The sequence below is a fragment of the Ruminococcus flavefaciens genome (assembly GCF_900116855.1).
Lineage (GTDB): Bacteria > Bacillota > Clostridia > Oscillospirales > Ruminococcaceae > Ruminococcus > Ruminococcus flavefaciens_R.
Genome location: NZ_UETD01000007.1, coordinates 14618 through 35320 on the forward strand (window position 1 = coordinate 14618; position 20703 = coordinate 35320).

At 48.5% G+C, this 20703-nt stretch carries 14 protein-coding genes; 9 read left to right on the forward strand and 5 right to left on the reverse strand.

Annotation, left to right across the window (positions count from 1 at the left end; all coding sequences use genetic code 11):
* The first annotated feature begins 89 nt into the window (after positions 1-89).
* The gene (locus tag DSZ37_RS08115; protein WP_146198168.1) at positions 90-623 is read left to right on the forward strand and encodes a hypothetical protein; all 534 of its coding nucleotides are present in this window, start codon (positions 90-92) and stop codon (positions 621-623) included.
* Here DSZ37_RS08115 and DSZ37_RS08120 read toward each other — a convergent pair.
* The 4 genes from DSZ37_RS08120 to polA all read right to left on the reverse strand — a co-directional run bounded on the left by DSZ37_RS08120 (position 620) and on the right by polA (position 5051).
* On the reverse strand, positions 620-808 hold the full coding sequence (locus DSZ37_RS08120) for a DUF6472 family protein (protein WP_109726416.1): 189 nt from the start codon (positions 806-808) through the stop codon (positions 620-622). The two genes, DSZ37_RS08115 and DSZ37_RS08120, sit on opposite strands and share 4 nt — an antisense overlap.
* A gap of 23 nt (positions 809-831) precedes the next feature.
* Positions 832-1842 (reverse strand): tRNA (adenosine(37)-N6)-threonylcarbamoyltransferase complex transferase subunit TsaD, encoded by a 1011-nt coding sequence (gene tsaD, locus DSZ37_RS08125; protein WP_109726417.1) that lies wholly within the window; start codon positions 1840-1842, stop codon positions 832-834.
* Between the two features lie 154 nt (positions 1843-1996).
* The gene (gene rimI, locus DSZ37_RS08130; protein WP_109726418.1) at positions 1997-2449 is read right to left on the reverse strand and encodes a ribosomal protein S18-alanine N-acetyltransferase; all 453 of its coding nucleotides are present in this window, start codon (positions 2447-2449) and stop codon (positions 1997-1999) included.
* A 64-nt stretch (positions 2450-2513) separates the two neighbouring features.
* Entirely contained in the window at positions 2514-5051 is a 2538-nt protein-coding gene (gene polA / locus DSZ37_RS08135) for a DNA polymerase I (protein WP_109726419.1), read from the reverse strand.
* Positions 5052-5554: 503 nt separating this feature from the next.
* On the opposite strand from polA, the gene DSZ37_RS08140 reads away from it, so the two are divergent.
* A complete protein-coding gene (locus DSZ37_RS08140) occupies positions 5555-7372 on the forward strand; it encodes a phosphoenolpyruvate carboxykinase (GTP) (RefSeq protein WP_173369664.1) in 1818 nt (605 codons plus the stop codon).
* A gap of 51 nt (positions 7373-7423) precedes the next feature.
* On the opposite strand, the gene DSZ37_RS08145 is transcribed toward DSZ37_RS08140, so the two are convergent.
* Entirely contained in the window at positions 7424-8116 is a 693-nt protein-coding gene (locus DSZ37_RS08145; RefSeq protein WP_109726420.1) for a hypothetical protein, read from the reverse strand.
* Between the two features lie 154 nt (positions 8117-8270).
* On the opposite strand from DSZ37_RS08145, the gene DSZ37_RS08150 reads away from it, so the two are divergent.
* The 7 genes from DSZ37_RS08150 (at position 8271) to DSZ37_RS08180 (ending at position 20662) form a co-directional block, all read left to right on the forward strand.
* Positions 8271-8744, forward strand: coding sequence for a pyridoxamine 5'-phosphate oxidase family protein (locus DSZ37_RS08150; protein WP_109726598.1), 474 nt, complete (start codon positions 8271-8273; stop codon positions 8742-8744).
* A gap of 430 nt (positions 8745-9174) precedes the next feature.
* Positions 9175-9744 (forward strand): GtrA family protein, encoded by a 570-nt coding sequence (locus DSZ37_RS08155; RefSeq protein ID WP_242978590.1) that lies wholly within the window; start codon positions 9175-9177, stop codon positions 9742-9744.
* A complete protein-coding gene (gene dusB, locus DSZ37_RS08160; RefSeq protein WP_109726421.1) occupies positions 9737-10741 on the forward strand; it encodes a tRNA dihydrouridine synthase DusB in 1005 nt (334 codons plus the stop codon). Before DSZ37_RS08155 ends, dusB begins: the two co-directional genes overlap by 8 nt.
* A 292-nt stretch (positions 10742-11033) precedes the next feature.
* Complete coding sequence (locus DSZ37_RS08165; protein WP_109726422.1) at positions 11034-12299, forward strand: CapA family protein; 1266 nt, start codon at positions 11034-11036, stop codon at positions 12297-12299.
* Positions 12300-12838: 539 nt separating this feature from the next.
* A complete protein-coding gene (locus DSZ37_RS08170) occupies positions 12839-13690 on the forward strand; it encodes a cohesin domain-containing protein (RefSeq protein WP_109726423.1) in 852 nt (283 codons plus the stop codon).
* 97 nt (positions 13691-13787) lie between these two features.
* The gene (locus tag DSZ37_RS08175) at positions 13788-15971 is read left to right on the forward strand and encodes a dockerin type I repeat-containing protein (RefSeq protein WP_109726424.1); all 2184 of its coding nucleotides are present in this window, start codon (positions 13788-13790) and stop codon (positions 15969-15971) included.
* A 59-nt stretch (positions 15972-16030) separates the two neighbouring features.
* A complete protein-coding gene (locus DSZ37_RS08180; RefSeq protein ID WP_109726425.1) occupies positions 16031-20662 on the forward strand; it encodes a cohesin domain-containing protein in 4632 nt (1543 codons plus the stop codon).
* The last annotated feature ends 41 nt before the right edge of the window (positions 20663-20703 follow it).

A 20703-nucleotide genomic window follows, 5' to 3' on the forward strand; every position in this document is an offset into this window, starting at 1 on the left:
TTACCATATTTCAGGGGAAACAGTGTAGATATTTTAAAGCATTTATGTGAACAAATTGTTAATTGCTTAAAAAGAATAGGGAGTGTGCTATGAGAAGGAGTTTATGTCTTGCGGCTTTATCAGCCATATTGCTTGGAACTACCGGCTGTGCCGCCGGGAAGATACATGAAAGGAGCTATCTGAGAGCTGTTTCTGTCTCGGAAAAAGACGGTATTGGACTGACCATGAGACTGTTCTCCGCCGAGGAGGCTGTGACCGCTTCGGGGAGCAGCATCGACGAGGCGAAAAACAGGGCTGAGCTGCTTACGGGAGAGCCGATGTTCACGGGCTATACCGAGCTGCTGGTGGTGGACGGCAGGGACTGCCGTGATATCCTCGGTCATATGCTCAATGAGTGGAAGGTGTCGCCGTCCTGCATGGTGGTTTGCAGCAGCGACGGCAGAGCTCTCCTTGAGCAGAATGACGCGGAGCTCCTCATGGGCATGACAGAGCAGGCTGTGAAGCAGGGGATAGCTCCCGAATGTGACGTCATAACCGTACTCACCGAGCTTTGCAGCAGCGGCTGTGCCGAGGTGGCGGAGCTGTCCGCAGACGGCTCCGTGAGCAGTGCTGTGATATCTTAATTCTGGTGCCTTACAACGCCGTACTCGTCGTCGAGACGGTAGTAGGGACAGGCGTAATTGGTACCTTGGAGGAACCTGTACATCTCGTCCTCGTCCAGATTTACCATACAGACATAGCAGTCGTAGTCCTCATCGTAGACGTAGTTGGTGCAGGTCTCGCAGTTGGTGGCTTTTTTGTTTTCCATTGTCATACCTCCGCTTGTTATGGTCAGATATCTTCCATGGAAAGGGTAGCTATGGCGTTGAGGCTCTCGTCGGCAGTTATGCCTGCGAGGAGGTTGTAGCTTCCCTGACAGGCTATCATGGCGCCGTTGTCGCCGCAGAGCTTTTTCTCGGGCATATAGAACTCGAAGCCGCGCTTTGCACAGGCATCGGAGAGAGCCGCACGGACTCCCGTGTTTGCGGAAACTCCGCCTGCGAGAGCAACTTTTTTGTAGCCGAGAGCTTCTGCCGCAAGGATAGTCTTGTCGGTGAGTATCTCCGCGATAGTGCTCTGGAGACTTGCCGCGAGGTCGTTTCTGTTTATGTCGGTGCCTTTCTGCTCGGCATTGTGGAGCAGATTGATGACATTTGTCTTGAGTCCCGAGAAGCTGAAGTCAAATTCGCTTCCCGCCACAGCAGGGTGGGGAAGTCTGAACGCCTTGGGGTCGCCTTCCTTAGCGGCGTTGTCGATATGTACTCCGCCGGGGTACGGGAAGCCCATTGCACGGGCGCACTTGTCGAAGCATTCTCCTGCGGCATCGTCGTGAGTTCTTCCCACAACGCGGAACTTTGTATAGCTCAGCACCTCGATGATGTGGCTGTGACCGCCGCTTGCCACAAGGCAGAGATAAGGCGGTTCAAGATCGGGGAAGGTGAGGTAGTTCGTGGCGATGTGACCTGCGATGTGATGTACGGGTATAAGTGGCTTTCCCGAGGACATTGCCAGCGCCTTTGCGAAGCTTACTCCCACAAGGAGAGCGCCGATAAGTCCGGGGGCGTAGGTGACAGCGATACCGTCGAGGTCACTGAGCTTCACCTGTGCCTCGTCCAGTGCCTGACGCACAACACCGAGGATATTCTCGCAGTGGCGGCGTGAGGCTATTTCGGGAACGACTCCGCCGTATTTTTTATGCTCCTCTATCTGTGTGGACACCACGGAGGAGAGGATAGTCCTCTGATCCTTTACCACGCTTGCGGCGGTCTCGTCGCAGGAGCTTTCAATTCCAAGTATAAGCATATCAAATCTTCTTTCATTTATATTTACCTGAATGGCGGTCTGTAGGGGAGCCCGCCCTCGGGCTCCCGAAGGCAATGATATTGTCATCTCACGGGAGGGCGTCCGCCTGACAGCAGATAACGGCAATTGTCTTGCTGACGGACTGATAAGAGTATCAGCCCCTGCAATTGAGCACCATTATATCGGCGTCCTCCACAGGGTCGCGGTAGAACCGCTTCCGCACCCCTGCCTTTTCAAAGCCGAAGCTCTTGTACAGCCCTATGGCGGCGGCGTTGGACTGCCTTACCTCAAGGGCAATGGTCTCAACATCGTTGGGGACGAGCCGCAGGAACTCTGTCAGCAGAGCTTTTGCAGCGCCCTGCCTGCGGTACTGGGGAGCAGTTGCCACGGTGAGTATCTCGCCCGTGTCTGCGGCGGTGAAGCCTGCAATGAGACCTGCAAGACTTTCCCCGTCATAAGCGGCAAGGACTATCCCTCCATGCTTTTCGGCTTCCGAGCGGAAGTCCTCGGGGGACCAGCCGTCACTGCCCACGCAGGACTTGTCCAGAGCGGACAACGCCGCGTAGTCTAATTGAGAATTGAGAATTGAGAATTGAGAATTATTCATTGTTCTCACCTTAATACATAATTGTTAATATGCGGACGGCGGAACGCCGCCCTACGATCAAACATTAGCCTTTAGCGTCGTACCATGACCTGCCCTGATGAACGTCCACCGCAAGGGGGACTCTCATATCGTAAACGCCCTGCATCTCCTCTTTTAGGAGCTCTGCACAGCGGTCTGCACAGGAGAGGTCCGACTCGATGATGAGCTCATCGTGTACCTGAAGAATGAGCTTCGCGTCAAGCTTTTCGGCTTTCAGACGGTTGTACACGTTTATCATGGCGATCTTTATAAGGTCTGCGGCAGTACCCTGAACGGGAGTGTTCATAGCGATACGCTTGCCTGCCGCCTGTAACATCTTGTTTGAGGAGGAGAGCTCGGGGATGCGGCGCTTTCTTCCGAACATGGTAGTAACGTAGCCGTCCTTGAAAGCATTGTCCACGGTGGTCTCCATGAACTCATTTACCTTGGGGTACTTGGCGAGGTAGTCCGCGATATACTTCTTTGCCTTGGCAACAGATGTGCCGATATCCTTTGCGAGTGAGAAGGCTCCGATACCGTAGATTATACCGAAATTTACCGCCTTTGCGGCGCTTCTCATCTCGGGAGTCACCATGAACAGGGGCATATCGAACACCTGAGCAGCAGTGGAGGTGTGGATATCCTCACCGGAGTTGAATGCTTCTATCATATTCTCGTCGCCGCAGAGATGAGCCATTACTCTCAGCTCGATCTGGCTGTAGTCGGCGTCGATGAGAGTTTTACCCTCAGCGGCAGTGAAGAACTTTCTCATCTGTGCGCCCAGCTCGGTGCGGACAGGGATATTCTGCATATTCGGCTCCGTGGAGCTGATACGTCCCGTTCTGGTCTCGGTCTGGCGGAACCATGTGTGAATACGTCCGTCGGGAGCTATCTTGTCCAGAAGTCCCACGACGTAGGTGGAGTTGAGCTTGGTGTACTGGCGGTATTTCAGCACGTTGTCCACGATGGGAGCGTAGCTTCTCAGCTCCTCCAGCACCTCGGCATTGGTGGAATAACCGCTCTTGGTCTTTTTCTTTGCAGGGAGACCCATTTCTTCAAAGAGCACAGTACCCAGCTGCTTTGGCGAGGAGATATTGAACTCGTGACCTGCATCATCGTAGACCATCTGCTGGGTCTCCTCTATCATCTCGGAGAGGTATGTTCCGAAGTCCTCGACGCCCTTGCGGTCAATGAGAACGCCGCTGTCCTCCATGGAAGCGAGCACCTCTGTCAGTGGCAGCTCCACCTTTTCGAGGAGCTCAGTCATGCCCTCGGACTCTATCTCGGCGCGGAGCTTTTTTATAAGTCCTCGGAGGGAAAGGAGCTCTGCAAGGTCGAAGTTCTCGCTGTAATAGTGAACGCCGTACTCGGCGCAGAGCTTGTCCACAGCGTAATCGGAAGCCGATGTATTCAGCAGATAGCCGCAGATAGCCGCGTCGCTGCGGAGATTTTTCAGCTCGCCGCCGTGAGCCATAGCCCAGCGGTAGTGCGCCTTTGCATCGTCGGTCGCCTTGGAGCAGTCCGAAGCGAAGAACTGTAAGATGAGCTTTTCATCATCTGTATTGTAAACGCAGTCGCCGCTGCGGAGGGAAAGACTTCCGTCACGGAAAAGGTACTCGCAGTCGGTGAGCTTTTCGATAACATCGGCAGTGAGGTCAGCTATCTTTGCATCGATAACGGGAGCCTCCTCCTCCTTTGCCGCAGGAGCGGCATTGGTGCCCTCTGTGGCGCTTATGCCCAGTTTGTCCAGCAGCTTGAACATCTCAAGCTCACTGAGCATGAGACTGACTGCCGCCGTGTCGGGAGTGCCTAATTTGTAGTCCTCAAGGTCGGCGTCTATGGGAGCGTCGCGGACTATGGTCGCCAGCCACTTGCTCTCCTTTGCGGAGTCTGCGCCTGCGGCAAGCTTTGCCTTGACGCCCTTGGTGAGTGACGAGTCCTCGTAATTTTCGTAGAGTTCCTCCACCGAGCCGTACTCCTTTATGAGAGATGAGGCGGTCTTTTCGCCGATGCCTGCAACGCCGGGGATATTGTCGGAGCTGTCGCCCATGAGGGCTTTCAGGTCTATGAGCTTTATGGGCTCGAAGCCGTAGTCCTCCATAAATCTGTCGGGAGTATAGTAAATGTTCTCCTTGTTGGTGGCAAGGACAACTGTGACCTTATCGTCAATGAGCTGAAGGCTGTCGCGGTCTCCCGTCAGCACATAGCATTCGTTTCCGCTGTCGGAGCAGAGCTTTGAGAGGGTGCCGAGGATATCGTCAGCCTCATAGCCCTCGCACTCTACCACCTTTACGCCCATGAGTCCGAGGAGCTTCTTTACTCTGGGGAGCTGTTCTGCCAGCTCGGGTGGCATACCCTTGCGGTTCGCCTTGTAGTAGGACACAGCCTTGTGCCTGAAGGTAGGGGAGCGCAGGTCGAAGGCAACTGCCACAGCGTCGGGCTTAATGTCGCCGATATTGCGGAGATATATGTTCATGAAGCCGAAAATGGCGTTGGTGAATTGACCTTTTTTATTGGTCAGCAGCTTGATGCCGTAGAATGCACGGTTGAGGATACTGTTGCCGTCGATAGCGAGAAGTTTCATAGCAGGCTCCTTTTCATAGGCTATAGCTTTCAGTCTCCCGTCATATAGGGAGCTGATGTGAAATGACTTGCGTTTATCATATCATAAAGCGAAGCGTTATGATATGATCGCCCGATATGCAGGGAGCTGATCTGTGATCAGCGTATCTGCAGGGGCATTCAGATTTATTATACCACATTTATAATGAAATAGCAAACCAATATCCGCGGCATTTGAAAAGAACATTGACAAAAATATAACAACGTGCATTTTTTTATATATCACCTCAACGGATCATCGCGGTTTCAGCGGGGTTGCAGGGGGCTAACCCCGACAAATGCAATATTTTTCGGTAATATTGCTATTCCGAAAAAATACCGTCAAAATATAACATATGTCTATTGACACATTGACAAAAAACAGATATAATAGTATCAGAGGAACGTTTGGCTTTTGCCTGACGTCCCGTGCTGCGGTGTGTATTCACCGCTCTGACATGATAAATTTTTAGGAGGTATTATACAATGTCATTGACTAAGAACCCTAACGTATTAAAGTGGGTAGACGAGATGGTAGCTCTCTGTCAGCCTGATAAGGTAGTATGGATCGACGGCTCCAAGGAGCAGATCGACGCTCTTATCGAGGAGGTAACTTCTCTTCCCGATGACAGCTGGGACAAAATGTACAAGCTCAACCCCGAGAAGTATCCTAACTGTCTCTACCACAGAACACGCGCTAACGACGTTGCCCGTGTTGAGGACAGAACATTCATCTGCTCAAAGGAAAAGAAGGGCGCAGGTCCTACAAACAACTGGATGGCTCCCGATGAGATGAAGGCTCTCCTTACACCTATGTACAACGGCGTTATGAAGGGCAGAACAATGTATGTTATCCCTTATTCAATGGGACCCATCGGTTCTCCTCTTGCTAAGGTAGGTGTAGAGGTAACAGACTCTATCTACGTTGTTCTCAACATGAACATCATGACAAGAATGGGCAAGCAGGCTTTCGAGAACCTCGGTGATACTTCCGATGACTTTGTAAGAGGTCTCCACTCCAAGGCTGACGTTGATCCCGAGAAGAGATACATCGTTCAGTTCCCTGAGGAGAACACTATCTGGTCCATCAACTCCGCATACGGCGGAAACGTACTCCTCGGCAAGAAGTGCTTCGCACTCCGTATCGCTTCCTTCCAGGGCAAGAACGAGGCTTGGATGGCAGAGCATATGCTCATCCTGGGCGTTAAGAAGCCCAACGGCGAAGTTAAGTACATCACAGCTGCATTCCCCTCTGCCTGCGGCAAGACCAATCTGGCAATGCTCATTCCCCCCGAGGGATACAAGAAGGCAGGCTATGAGGTATTCACAGTCGGCGACGATATCGCTTGGATGAAGCCCGGCAAGGACGGCAGACTCTACGCTATCAACCCCGAGAACGGCTTCTTCGGAGTTGCTCCCGGAACAAACGCTAAGTCCAACTACAACGCTCTTGCTTGTACAAAGGAAGGCGCTATCTTCACAAACGTAGCTCTCGACAACAGCGACAATACACCTTGGTGGGAGAAGCTCACAGAGAATCCTCCCAAGGATGCTACAGAGTGGAAGGGCGAGAAGGTAGACGGCGAGGCTTATACAGCAGCAGGCAACAAGCTTGCTCACCCCAACTCAAGATTTACAGCACCTGCTAAGAACTGCCCATGCATCTCACCTGAGTTCAACAATCCCGAGGGCGTTCCGATCTCCGCTATCATCTTCGGCGGCAGACGTGCAACAACTGCTCCTCTGGTATATCAGTCATTTGACTGGACACATGGTACATACATCGGATCAGCTGTTTCTTCCGAGACAACTGCTGCTGCAACAGGTGCAGTAGGCGTGCTCCGTCACGATCCTATGGCTATGAAGCCCTTCATCGGCTACAACGTAGGCGACTACTGGGCACACTGGCTCGAAATGGGCGCAAGACTTGGCAGCAAGGCTCCTAAGATCTTCAACGTAAACTGGTTCAGAACAGATGACGAAGGCAACTTCCTCTGGCCCGGTTTCGGCGACAACATGAGAGTTCTCGACTGGATCATCAAGAGAGTTGAGGGCGAGGTTGACGCTGTTGAGACTCCTATCGGATTCCTTCCCAAGGCTGAGGACATCAACCTCAAGGGAATCGAGGACGAGGTAACTCCCGACGCACTCAAGATGCTCCTTACAGTTGATAAGGAAGAGTGGAAGAAGGAGATCGCTGAGATGAGAAGATACTACGACGAGGACATCAAGGCTAAGGGCGGAAACATTCCTCAGGCTCTCTACGATGAGCTCGACGTTATCGAGGCTAACCTCAACAAGTAATTATCGTAAGATAAAAGGCTGCATCATTTTTCGATGCAGCCTTTTTAATTCTTATGAAAGAGAAATTGCTTTTTCAAGTGCTTCTTCCAGTGAAGAGAAAGTTGCGGTAGGATCAACGGCATATACTCCTTGACAAACTTGAATGTGATTTCCTGCTAAATTACCTTTAGCAGAGTATTCAACATTATAAAGAGAATCATAAAAAATATACTGAGCTTTACTTAGTTGAAAAGGTTGGCTTCTATCTCTTCGTTCAACAAAGACATCGATATAATCACATGAAAACTCATAAAAGTCCCCATAATTGTTTGAATATGATTGAGGAGCGATATAGATATGTGCATCCCAAGCATCTTCGCCATCTCCAGTTTCAGAGCGATAGTTAATATAGCTTTCAAGATTAGAATTTTTGGCTTGTGCAAGTATTTCATCCATGTTAGTTAATTGAGGAATAGTATAATAATAATTGCGCAAATCTTGGATATCCGCTTTTTTTCTCACTGTTGTTTCTGAAACACTGTTTTCTGGCGTACTATCATCAATTGAAGAAGTCTGCGTTGACAAAGTGGTTTCGCTTTTTAAAGTAGTCTGAGAAGTGACAAGTGAATCGGATGATTCTTGATCTATCGTAGCAGTGCTGACTATACTATTATCAGATTGGTTATCAAGAGATATATTTTCACATGATGATAGTGAAAAGAATAAAGAAATGAAATAGGCGGAAAAGAAAAAAAGTTTTTTCATAAAAATCTCTCCATACATAACAGAATTTATTTTTTATATTATTATATCATTTTTGTCGTTATTTTACAATGATAGATTTTTATAAAAAAATATGGAGACATTGGGCGATTTCACAAAGAAAAACGACTATTTTAAAGTAAAAGGAGCTGATAATATGTTCAGAGACATGAGAAGACATAAGCAGGCAGTCTCCGAAAGGGAGTGTCTTGACATACTCCACCTTGCAAAGAGGGGAGTGCTTTCCGTTATTGGCGATGAGGGCTATCCCTACGGAGTGCCTATGGACTTCGTATACAACGACGCCGACGGGAAGATATACTTCCACTGCGCCAAGGAGGGGCACAAGCTGGACGCCATAAAGTCCTGCGGCAAGGTCTGCTTCACCACATGGAACGACGGCTGTCAGAAAGAGGACTGGTCGTGGTATATCACCAGCGTTATAGTTTTCGGACGTGCTGAGCTCATTACCGACAGGGAGACAGCTCTCGATGCCGCCAGAAGGCTGGGACTGAAGTATTTCCCCACAGTGGAGGAAGTTGACACCGAGATAGAAAAGGCGTTCAGCCGCGTGCAGATGGTAGCTCTCACCATAGAACACATGACAGGAAAGCTGGTACATGAAAAATAAAAAAAGCTCCCCATAAGGGGAGCTTTTCATATTCCGCAGGGGTTAGCCGTGGAATGAAAACAGAGCTTTATTTAATTGAACACACTTACGGATGTATCTGCGGAAACGACTTGCTGAAAAGCATATCCGCGTTTTGTAAAATACGATCCGATAAGTATTATAGCATATTTTTTTGTTATTTACAATACGGCATTGCTACAAAAAACTGCTCGTTTTTTAGTGTAATATAAACAAATAATTTTACCGCAAGTATATGTGGTGGATTTCTGTTGCTGAATTGCACAAAAATCGTCGGTAAAATCGAGATATAGGACTACAAAATGTAAAATCTTTGCGGAATTTGTTTGCTTTTTGCTTCCTGTTCCGATTGTTAGTATTGGAGCGGTAAGGCGTTTTTTACGAAAAAAGTGGCATATTCCATGAAAATCACATGAAAAGACTTGAAATTCTGTCCGTAAACTGCTATTATATAAAGGCGATTGAATTTTTTGAAAGGACAGATGAGATGGAAAAATTCATAAAGTGGTGCGTTTCGATACTTCCGAAGCCGCTTCAGAAGATATACTACAAGTATGAGGAAAAATGGCTCTACCTCGTTTTCGGAGTTCTTACCACCGCGGTCAGCTTTCTGACAGCATGGCTGGCAAAGACTCTCCTTGAAAATGCAGGAGGCTTCGGCGACAAGGCAGTAGGCGATATCAGCACGGTATTCTCGTGGGTATGCGCGGTCACATTTGCATACGTCACCAATAAGCTCTGGGTGTTCGAGTCCAATGCAAAGGGCTTTAAGGCGATAGTTGCCGAGGGCGGAAAGTTCTACGGCGGCAGAGTCTTTACCCTTGTGGTAGAATGGGTGATAATGCACATCGGCTTCGGCATGATAGGATTAAACTACTGGCTGGTAAAGATATTCGCCAATGTTATAGTTCTCATACTCAATTATGTTATCAGCAAGCTCTTTGTATTCAAGGGCAAGGCAGCGGAGCAGGCTGATGAGTGATACCATTAAAATAGGAAAGGTGACTATCCCGAGGACTGCCGCACTGGCTCCCATGGCAGGAGTTGCGGACAGGGCGTACAGGCTCATGTGCAAGAGGTACGGAGCTGCCTACGTTGTCAGCGAGATGGTCTCCGCAAAGGGCATATGCTACAGCGACCGCAAGACCGCGGAGCTGTGCACGGTCACCGATGAGGAGCGCCCCATGGCGGTGCAGCTTTTCGGAAGTGAGCCCGATTTTATGGCTGATGCTGTGAAAATAGTCCTTGAGTACCGTCCCGATATCATCGACATCAACATGGGCTGTCCCGTTCCAAAAGTAGTCGGCACGGGAGCAGGCTCGGCGCTGATGAAGGATGTGAAGCTGGCAGCTTCCATTACCGAGGCAGCGGTCAGGGCGGCAGGGGACACTCCCGTTACCGTGAAGATACGCAGCGGCTGGAATGCCGATGGTATCAACGCTCCCGAGATGGCAAAGGCTCTTGAAGGAGCAGGTGCGGCTGCAATTGCGGTACACGGGCGCACAAGGGATATGTTTTACAGCGGCGAGTCCGACAGCGGCGTCATCAGAGCCGTCAAGGGAGCTGTCAGCATTCCCGTTATAGGCAACGGCGACGTTACGGACGGAGCCTCGTGCAGGGCGATGTACGAGGAGACGGGCTGCGACCTTGTCATGATAGGCAGGGGCAGCTACGGCAACCCTTTCATCTTCCGCGAGACGGAAGCAGCACTGAAGGGGGAGGAGTACATACCTCCGACCCTTGAAGAAAAGATGAGGGTCATGCTGGAGCACATAAGGTTCATAATTGAGCTCAGCGGCAAATGCGAGGAGCTTGCAATGCATGAAGCGCGGAAGCACGCCGCGTGGTACATGAACGGCTATTACGGCTCGGCGAAGTTCCGCGGCAGGTGTTATCAGCTGTCAAGCTATGCGGAAGCCGAAGCACTGGCAGCGGAGTTCATTGAGCTCCAGAAAAGCCGTGAAATAAACAATGCGTAATTATTCTGTATACATTGCGGACAAAAAGTGCTGTAATCGTCAGCTTGCACAATTTATGCACAAAAACTTCGTATGAATAAACAAATATTTGAGCAGAATAAAGTTGAGAGCTGAAATTCGCCGTAGATACGCTGTTTGCGGCTGAAATTTAATCTTTCGGATAATAAAACGCGTTGTAAATTCATTTAAGTTTGATACAATTTGTAATTGCCAAATCAAAAATAATGTGCTATAATGATTTTAGAAAGGGCATATTTTCAGGGATTTTATGCCTTTTCGCAAAGGAGTATTTATGAAATTGAGAAAAGGACGCGCTTTCGGCGCACTCGCTGTCGTTATGGCTCTTGCCGTATGCGGCGTGGGATGTGCTATGGGCCGCTCTGTAGGAAAGGCAAACACAGAAGCGCAGACATCATCAGGCAACACAGAAGCAGCACTTCCCGAGGAAACAACAGAGGAGCCTACAACGCTCCCGCCTGACAAGGTGGTCCATGTGATCGCAGCAGGCGATAACCTCATCCACTATTCCGTATTCAAGAATGCGGAGGCTCTCGCAGGAGGTAACGGCTACGACTTCAAGCCCATGTATTCCGAGGTCAAGTACCTCATTGAGGAGGCAGACGTTGCTATAATCAATCAGGAGACAGTCATCTCGCAGAGCAATCCTGTACGCGGAGCTGAGGGCGGTGTGCTGCTGTTCAATTCTCCTCCCGAGGTAGCAGACGCGGTCATCGACTGCGGCTTCGATGTCATCACCATGGCGAACAACCATCTGCTTGACATGGGTACCGACGGACTGGAGGAATCCATAAACTTCTGGAATCAGAAGGCAAAGGAAAATAACCTGACAGTGCTGGGAGCTTATCTCAACGAGGAGGACGCCAACAACATCCGCGTCCGCGAGGTCAACGGCGTGAAGATCGCCTTCCTTGCATATTGTCATCATATCAACGGCTTTGACGCACAGCTTGACGATGTTCCCCTGAGAGTCATCAAGAATGACGAGGAGGATGTCATAGAGCGCCAGATCAAGGAAGCCAAGGAAATTGCAGACGTTGTCATCGTTTCCGCCCACTGGGGTCAGGACGATACGACTGTCGTTACCGAGGACAGGATCGAGCTGGCAAATAAAATGGTAAACTGGGGCGCCGATGTCATACTCGGCTGCCATACACATACGGCGGAGACCATGGAATGGATAACCCGCGACGACGGCACCAAGGGCTTCGTATATTACTGCATGGGCAACTTCATATGTGCTCAGACCGACAACTTCAACGTTGTGGGAGAGCTTCCCGACTTTGACATCGTCATCGACGGCGAGACAAATGAGCTGAGACTCGAGAATGTAAAATGCATACCTACCATCGTTCATTATGAGAGCGAGTTCTCGAATATGAAGGTGTATCCGTACAGCAAGTATTCGCCTGAGCTGGCGGAGAGGCACGGCCTTCCCTATGCTATACCTCAGGGTACCTACACCGAGTTCGGATGGGACGTTATCAACCGCATAATCGAGGAGCAGATACCTGCTGAATTCCGCGAACTCGACAAATAATTTGATAAATTCATTTTTGGTTCAGAATTACTGTTAAACAGTGGTTTTTCTGAAAAAATATCATTGTGCAAACCGTGCAAAAATATCTTTTGCTGTTTATGTAAAATACCAAAAACAGTATGAACCTATTTACTTTTTTTTAGACCTGATATATAATGAAATCATGAATAAATATAGATTTGGGATTAAGTATCTCATCACGGCAGTGTGATGCGTCTTATGGCGAAACCACTGCTTGCAGAGCGTAGTTTTCAGTCGCAGGCTGACGGCAGAGGGGAGCTTCAGAGCGGCGTGTACATACGCCGGATCGGAAGATGATCCGCCGAAAACCGCAGCTCGGACAGCTTAAGCCTCGTCTGTATGACTGAGCAGCGGCAGTTGCCATTGCCCGCCGCTTTGCATGGCTTTCATTCGTTATCGGTGATACGGTTTTGCAGGGAGGGCGGAACAGTAGTATCCGCTGCAACAAGACAAGATATAATTAAAGGGGCACCCCGTTCCTTTGTTATATAACATTATTGAAGAAGGAGGAAAAAATAATGAAGACAAAAAAGGTAGTCGTCGGAGCTATCGCTGCTGCGATGCTTTCACTTTCAGTCTGCTCACTTATGCCTGTTGCTGCTGCTGGCGAAACAGTGCAGATATCCGCTGGCAAAACAACTGCAACAGTAGGTGGGGAGTTCTCAGTGGACGTATCGTTAGCTGATATTCCATCTTCCGGCATTCAGGCACTCGACTTTGCTGTAACATATGACAGCAGTGTTCTTACCATCACATCTGTTGACGCAGGTGCGCTCGTAACAAAGATCCCTCAGTCAGGTGATGCTTCTGCTTCACTCAGCGATCTTTATGAGAGCTCTATCAACAAGAATGAGGGTTATGTAAGCCTGATCTGGTCAACTGCTGCCGAGGATTCTTCTTACTGGCTCAAGGGTGACGGAGTATTCTGTACCATCAAGGGCACTGTTTCAAGCAGCGCAAAGAACGGTACAACAACACCTCTTTCGATCAAGCCTATCGATCGTGAGACATATTCCGGCTCTAAGAAGGTAAACGGAACTATCGGATGCGGCTACGAGTCAAACGGCAAGCCCGTTAAGCTCGAGGTAAAGACCATTGACGGAGAAGTAAGCATCGGTCAGCCTGCTACACAGCCCACAATTGTTCGTGGCGATGCTAACTGCGATGGAGTTGTAGAGCTTGCAGATGCTATTCTCATCATGCAGAGCCTTGCAAACCCCGATAAGTATGGCGTTGGCGGAAAAGCTGACAAGCCTATCACAGATCAGGGTAAGCTCAACGGCGATGTTGATGATGATGTTGTTGGACTCACAGCAAATGATGCTCTGAAGATCCAGAAGTATTTGCTCCATATCATCTCAAATCTTTGATCCGAGATTATCTGATTTGTCCCCCTTACAAAGGAATACAAACCCAATTTATGTTTTATTAATAGGCGTAAAAACCTAAAGAAAGGAATTATTACAAATGAAAAAGTTAATATCTGCAGTCACATCACTGTGTATGGCTGCAACAATGGTTAGCGCAGTAGTTCCTGCAACTGTAGGCGCTGCAGATGCAACCAAGGGATTTTCTATTAAAACATATAATCCTGACAAGCCCGGTATTTCTGATGGCTCTTCTAAAGTAACTGTCACAAAGGATCAGCTTGCTAACGGAGATTATACTTTCCCCGCTGCTGTTTATTTAACAGAGGCTACAAACGGCGGTACAGGTTCATTCTCATTAAACCTGTCCACAAATTCGCCTGACATCAAGTTTAATCTTAAGTCGCCTAACCAGTCTTATTTCGATGAGGAGAAGACATTCACAATTTCTTCAGGCGAGGCTAAGACAGACTGCTACATCTCTTTCGGTGGTAAGTATGACAAGGTAAACGGATACGATTCAGCAGGCCGTTATGTATTCGGCGTAGATGAGTCTCAGTCAAAGGCTGGTACAGACAACTACTTCCTCGGTCTCGCATGGAACAACGACGGTGAGCAGTACAAGTGGGCTGGTACAAAGTCTGATGATTTCCCTGTATATGTATTCGATGTAACAGTACCTAAGGGAACTCCCGCAGGCACATACGATATCGATTTCTTACACTATGATACAGACGACAGAGCTGACGTTACTGTTATGACTCCTCTCGTAGAGGCATACAGAGCTTCTGATTCTGATCCTGCTGCTAAGTACTCTATCGAGGACAGCAACCTCACACTCAACAAGATGACAATCGAGGTTCAGGGTGATGGTCCTGTTGCAACAACAACTACTACTCAGGCTCAGCCTCAGCCCACAACAACAACCACTACACAGGTTACACCTCCTGTTGGCAATGCAGACTTCAACTTCTCTATCGTTGATGAGAACGGTCAGAGCACTGCAAAGGTAAAGGCCGGTCAGGAAGTACTCGTTAACGTAAATGTTAATGCAGGCAGCAACACTTGTGCAGGTATGGACGCTCAGTTCGACCTTGGCGGTCTTGACATGACGACTGTTGTAAACAAGTCAAAGGCTCTCGGCAACGCAAAGGTTAAGGACAACAAGACAGAGGGTCGTATCAGCATCATCGCTACAGATGAGGTTACAGGTGACCCTGTAGCAGTAAAGAACGGCTCAGCAGCAGTTCAGTTCTATGTAACTATTCCTCAGGATGCAGCAAATGGCAAGGAATACGAAATCGGTATGGTTAACAGCGAGCTCAAGATCTTCAAGGAGGGCGGCTCAGGCGACAAGTACACAGGCGCTTGGACACCTCTCAAGCTTGTAGTTGACAACGGCGATGAGCCTGTAACAACTCAGGATCAGCCTCAGCCCACAACAACAACCACAACAGTTACAACATCTGTTGCCAACGCTGACTTCAACTTCTCTATCGTTGATGAGAACGGTCAGAGCGCTGCAAATGTAAATCCCGGTCAGGAAGTACTCGTTAACGTAAATGTTAACGCAGGCAGCAACACTTGTGCAGGTATGGACGCTCAGTTCGACCTTGGCGGTCTTGACATGGAGACTGTTGTAAACAAGTCAAAGGCTCTCGGCAACGCAAAGGTTAAGGACAACAAGGCAGAGGGTCGTATCAGCATCATCGCTACAGATGAGGTTACAGGTGATCCTGTAGCAGTAAAGAACGGTTCTGCAGCAGTTCAGTTCTATGTAACTATTCCTCAGGATGCAGCAGCTGGTACAACATATAAGATCGACATGGTAGCAAGCGAGCTCAAGATCTTCAAGGAGGGCGGCTCAGGCGACAAGTACACAGGCGCTTGGACACCTCTCACACTTACAGTTGGTGCTCCTGTTACATCTACAACAACAAATGTAACAACAACAACTACAACAGTAACAACAACTACAACAACTGTTACTGAGCCTCAGCCTACAACAACTACAACTAACCCCAATCCCGGCACAAAGCTCGTTCCTACATGGGGCGATGTAAACTGCGATGGTTCAGTTAATGTTGCTGACGTTGTAGTTCTTAACAGATACCTCAACAATCCTACATATCCTGTATCTGATCAGGGTAAGGTTAACGGTGACGTTCTTGATCCTCAGGACAAGACAGGTGCAGCAGTTGATCCCGCAGGCGTTCGCCTCACAGCTGCTGATTCAGAAACAATCCTCAAGTCTATCGTTGAGCTTGTAACTCTTCCTCAGTAAGGAGAGTACAGGTACGTACTAATTAAATAGAGCAAATCGCTCGGAAAGGAAATGCACTGATGAAGAAACTGCTTTCGGCAGTTACATCCGTTGCCATGAGCTTATCGCTCATGGCAGGTGCATTTGCTTCGTCAGTTAGTGCTGCCGGCAGTTATACTGCTGTGCAGCCTAACGTTAGTATGGGCGAAGTACTGGATGTTTCTGCTAATAGAACCGCTGCTGACGGTAAAGTAGAATGGCTCATCCCAACAGTAACTGCAGCTCCAGGCCAGACGGTCACAATGCCCGTAGTAGTCAAGAGTTCAAGTCTCGCAGTTGCGGGTGCGCAGTTCAAGATCGAAGCAGCATCTCCCGTAAGCTTAAGCTCAGTCACAGACGGTGACGCTTACGGTTCAAGTGTATTGTACAAGAACAATAAGTACGCATTCGGACAGGGTGCAGGCAGAGGTATAGTTGCCGCTGATGATTCAGTAGTTCTTACACTTGCTTTCACAGTTCCCGAAAGTGCTGCTGCAGGTACAATATACGACGTTAAATGGTCTGACCAGTTTGTAAGTGATACAGACGGCGCAGACATAACAGAAAAGGTTACTTTCACCAATGGTTCTATTATAATAGATGATAATAAGACCAACGGAAACATTTCCTGGGTTCTCGACAATGTCACAGCAGTTCCCGGAGAGATCGTTAAACTCAAGGCTTATGTAGATGCTCCCAATAACGCAGCATTAGCAGTAGCCGGAGCTCAGTTCCATGTTGATGCAGATCTTCCCATTGAGTATGATTCTGTAACAGATGGCGGAGCTTATAATTCAGCTATCGTAGCAAATGATACCAAGAAGTCATTTGCATTCGGCAACAGCACAGGTGCAGGAGTAGTTGCAGCTGATAGTGCAACTGTTGCCACATTTACTTATAAGGTTCCTTCAGGCACTTCAGATGGCACGTACCCTGTAAAGTGGTCTCAGGGCTTCGTAAGTGATACAAACGGTAAGGACATCACAGCAAATGTAAAATTTGTTGACGGTTCTATCACTGTTAAAAACAAACCCGTTGATGGCAAGGTAAAGTGGGTCCTCGACAATGTAACAGCTGAAAAGGGCGACACAGTTACCCTCAAGGCAACAGTCGATGATTCAGGCAAGTCTGCACTTCCTGTTGCAGGCGCACAGTTCAAGGTAAATGCTGAAACAGTTCAGTATGCAAAGATCGCTGACGGTACAGCTTACGGCGCACCCATAACAGCTAACGATGCTAAGCAGTCATTTGCTTTCGGCAACGCAAGCGGTTCAGGCGTAGCTGCAGCTGACGGTTCACAGATCTATTCCATCACTTACACAATTCCTGCTGATTGTCCCGACGGAACATATCCTGTTAAGTGGGCTGATCAGTTCGTAAGTGATACCGACGGAAGAGACATTACAAGCAATGTTATCTTCGTTGACGGTTCCATCACAGTAGGCAGCCCCGTTGACGGCACTGCTGAGTGGGTAATCCCTCAGGTTCAGGCTGAGCGCGGCCAGCTCGTTACTCTTAATGTTTATGTAAACGGCGACAGCGACCTTTCAGTAGCTGCTGCACAGTTCGACATCAAGGGTACAGCTCCTACAGAATACAAGACTTCTTCAGGTACACCTTACGGCGTTGATCTTGTAAAGAACGACACCAAGCAGCACTATTCATTTGCACAGCCCAGCGGCTTCGGCAAGACAGCATCCGATCAGGATGTTATCGCAACACTGTACTATCAGGTTCCCGCTGATTGTCCTTTCGACAAGTATCCCGTAACTTGGTCACAGCAGTTCGTAAGCGACGCTAACGGCGGCAACATCACCGACAAGGTGACATTCGTAGACGGTTGGATCGAAGTAGTTGACAAGGTTACTACAACATCTTCAGTAACTACAACAACTGTTACTACAACAACAGTATCTTCTTCATCTACAACTTCTACAACAGTAACAGCTCCTCAGGGCGGCATCATCTGGCAGATCGGCACAAGAAATGCATTCCCCGGCGAGACTGTAAAGCTTCCTATCAAGGTAGTTGACATGGATAACGCTAAGCTTCCTATCGCAGGAGCTCAGTTCGATATCACAAACCGCGAGGGCATCAACTACTTCACAATTGAGGGTTCAGACGCTTATAAGGCTGACATCACACAGAATCCTACAAAGAAGAAGTTCGACTTCGCAACAAGCACAGGTGCAGCTGTAATTGCTGAGACAGACGATAATGTAGCAATTCTTACATTCAATATCCCTGCTCAGGCAGCATACGGCACATATCCTGTTGAGTTTGTAAAGGGATCACTCAAGATCTTCGATACAGACGGTAATGATATTTCTGATAAGCTCATCGGTGTAGACGGTGCTATCATCATCGTTCCGCCCGACATTGAGACATCAACAACTATCAACTCAACAACAACAACTGTTGATACTACAACAACAACTGCTGATACAACAACATCAACAGGCGGCAGCGACGTTACTACAACAGGCGGCAGTGATGTTACAACTACAGCTCCGATCACCTCAACAGGTGGCGTAACTACAAGCGGTAACAACACAACGACTGGCGGCAATGTTACTACAACAAGCGGTAACAACACAACGACTGGCGGTAATGTTACTACAACAAGCGGTAACAACACCACAACCGGCGGCAATGTTACTACAACAAGCGGTAACAACACCACAACAGGCGGTAATGTTACTACAACAGGCGGTAACAACACCACAACTGCTGGCGGCGGCGATGTTACTACAACAGGCGGTAACAACACAACAACTGCAGGCGGCGGTAATGTTACTACAACAGGCGGTAACAACACAACAACCGCAGGCGGCGGCGATGTTACCACAACAAGCGGTAACAACACCACAACTACAGGCGGCGATGTTACTACAACAGGCGGTAACGGCACAACAACAGCAGGCGGCGATGTTACAACAGCTAACACAACCGCAGGCACAGATGTTACAATAACAACAACTACCATCGTAGTTCCCAGAGATTCTATTGCTTGGGTAGTTGATACAGTAACAGCTCGTCCCGGCGAAGAGGCAACTGTAAAGATCACTGTAAAGGATCCTAACGGTGCAAACCTCGGAATCGCAGGCGCACAGTTCAAGGTAACTCCCGACGGACAGGTTCAGCTCGTTAAGGCTGGCGATAAGTCAGGCTACGGTGCAGACATCGTACCCAGCGCAGACGGATATAAGTTCGTATTCGCAGACGGTGCAGGTGTTGCTCACGTTGCTCCCGACGGAACAGTAGTAATCGAGCTCACTTACAAGGTTGACGAGAACGCAACTCCCGGTACAATCATTCCTATAAGCATTAAGGATCTCTTTGTATCTGACGAGAACGGCAACAACATTACAAAGTATGTAATGCCCGTTGACGGTGCTATTATCGTTGTTCCTGATACTACACCTATAATAACAACAACTGTAGATACAACAACAGCTGATACTACAACAGCTGATACTACAACAACTACTGTTGACACAACAACAGTTGATACTACAACATCCGGTGATATCACTACAACAACATCAGGTGATATTACTACAACATCCGGTGATATCACAACAACAACATCAGGTGGTATTACTACAACATCCGGTGATATCACAACAACTACATCTGGCGATATCACAACCTCGACAACTGATACCACTTCGACAACATCGGGCGATATCACAACCTCGACAACCGATACAACATCGACAACATCGGGCGATATCACAACATCGACAACTGATACAACCTCGACAACATCGAATGATATCACAACATCGACAACTGATACCACTTCGACAACATCGAATGATATCACAACATCGTCGACAGATACAACTTCGACATCAACAGACACAACCACAACATCAACAGATACCACAACCTCTACCAGCACATCAACCGTAACCACATCGACACTTCCCGGCTACAAGAGCTCTTATGCTATCATCCAGACTCAGGTAGGCTACTACTTCAGTCACGATGACGGAGTTCGTGCAAACGGACAGCCCGGCGGCTTCAATAAGGGTCAGGTAGTAGCTCTCAAGATCATCGATGTTTATGATGACGGCAGAGAGGTTGAGAGAACAGATGTAAATCTTGATCTCATCAACTTCAATGGTATGACTCCTGAAAGCGCTTATAACTCACGCACACACATCAACAAGCAGACAACAATAACCGACTTCAAGTATGACATTCCTGTTTACTACGGTTCGATGCCTCTCGTTGACAAGAACGGAAACGCTCTTAGTGTAACAGCGTATATCGGCGTTAAGGGTGATATCACACTCAGCAATATGGTAGACGCAAGTGATGCATCAGCAGCACTGAGCTACTATGCTAAGGTATCTACAACTCCCGCAAATCTTCCTGACGACTACGGTCCGAAGAACATTATCCTCCAGGATAACGACGAAGGACTGAAGGTAAGCTCACCTGTTGAAGAACTCGACCAGCTCGCAGCATTCCTCGGAGATGTAAACACCAACGAGTGGAGCGCTGACAACTGGAAGACAAGGAAGGAAGGACGAGTAATCGATGCTAACGATGCATCACAGATCCTTTCATACTACGCTAAGAGAACTTCACATCTGTACGATAACACTTCAAATTCTGATATTTGGAATGAGATCCTCGGTGACGCAAGATTCGGCGGTTGATCCAAGCAATAAAAAAGCAGGTCGCAAGACCTGCTTTTTTT

Coding starts and splice junctions, on each gene's coding strand:
- DSZ37_RS08155 (WP_242978590.1), top strand. CDS start 9,175: ATGAAAAGACTTGAAATTCTGTCCGTAAACTGCTATTATATAAAGGCG.
- DSZ37_RS08115 (WP_146198168.1), top strand. CDS start 90: ATGAGAAGGAGTTTATGTCTTGCGGCTTTATCAGCCATATTGCTTGGA.
- rimI (WP_109726418.1), bottom strand. CDS start 2,449: ATGAATAATTCTCAATTCTCAATTCTCAATTCTCAATTAGACTACGCG.
- DSZ37_RS08180 (WP_109726425.1), top strand. CDS start 16,031: ATGAAGAAACTGCTTTCGGCAGTTACATCCGTTGCCATGAGCTTATCG.
- DSZ37_RS08120 (WP_109726416.1), bottom strand. CDS start 808: ATGGAAAACAAAAAAGCCACCAACTGCGAGACCTGCACCAACTACGTC.
- DSZ37_RS08150 (WP_109726598.1), top strand. CDS start 8,271: ATGTTCAGAGACATGAGAAGACATAAGCAGGCAGTCTCCGAAAGGGAG.
- DSZ37_RS08170 (WP_109726423.1), top strand. CDS start 12,839: ATGAAGACAAAAAAGGTAGTCGTCGGAGCTATCGCTGCTGCGATGCTT.
- DSZ37_RS08175 (WP_109726424.1), top strand. CDS start 13,788: ATGAAAAAGTTAATATCTGCAGTCACATCACTGTGTATGGCTGCAACA.
- tsaD (WP_109726417.1), bottom strand. CDS start 1,842: ATGCTTATACTTGGAATTGAAAGCTCCTGCGACGAGACCGCCGCAAGC.
- polA (WP_109726419.1), bottom strand. CDS start 5,051: ATGAAACTTCTCGCTATCGACGGCAACAGTATCCTCAACCGTGCATTC.
- DSZ37_RS08145 (WP_109726420.1), bottom strand. CDS start 8,116: ATGAAAAAACTTTTTTTCTTTTCCGCCTATTTCATTTCTTTATTCTTT.
- DSZ37_RS08165 (WP_109726422.1), top strand. CDS start 11,034: ATGAAATTGAGAAAAGGACGCGCTTTCGGCGCACTCGCTGTCGTTATG.
- DSZ37_RS08140 (WP_173369664.1), top strand. CDS start 5,555: ATGTCATTGACTAAGAACCCTAACGTATTAAAGTGGGTAGACGAGATG.
- dusB (WP_109726421.1), top strand. CDS start 9,737: ATGAGTGATACCATTAAAATAGGAAAGGTGACTATCCCGAGGACTGCC.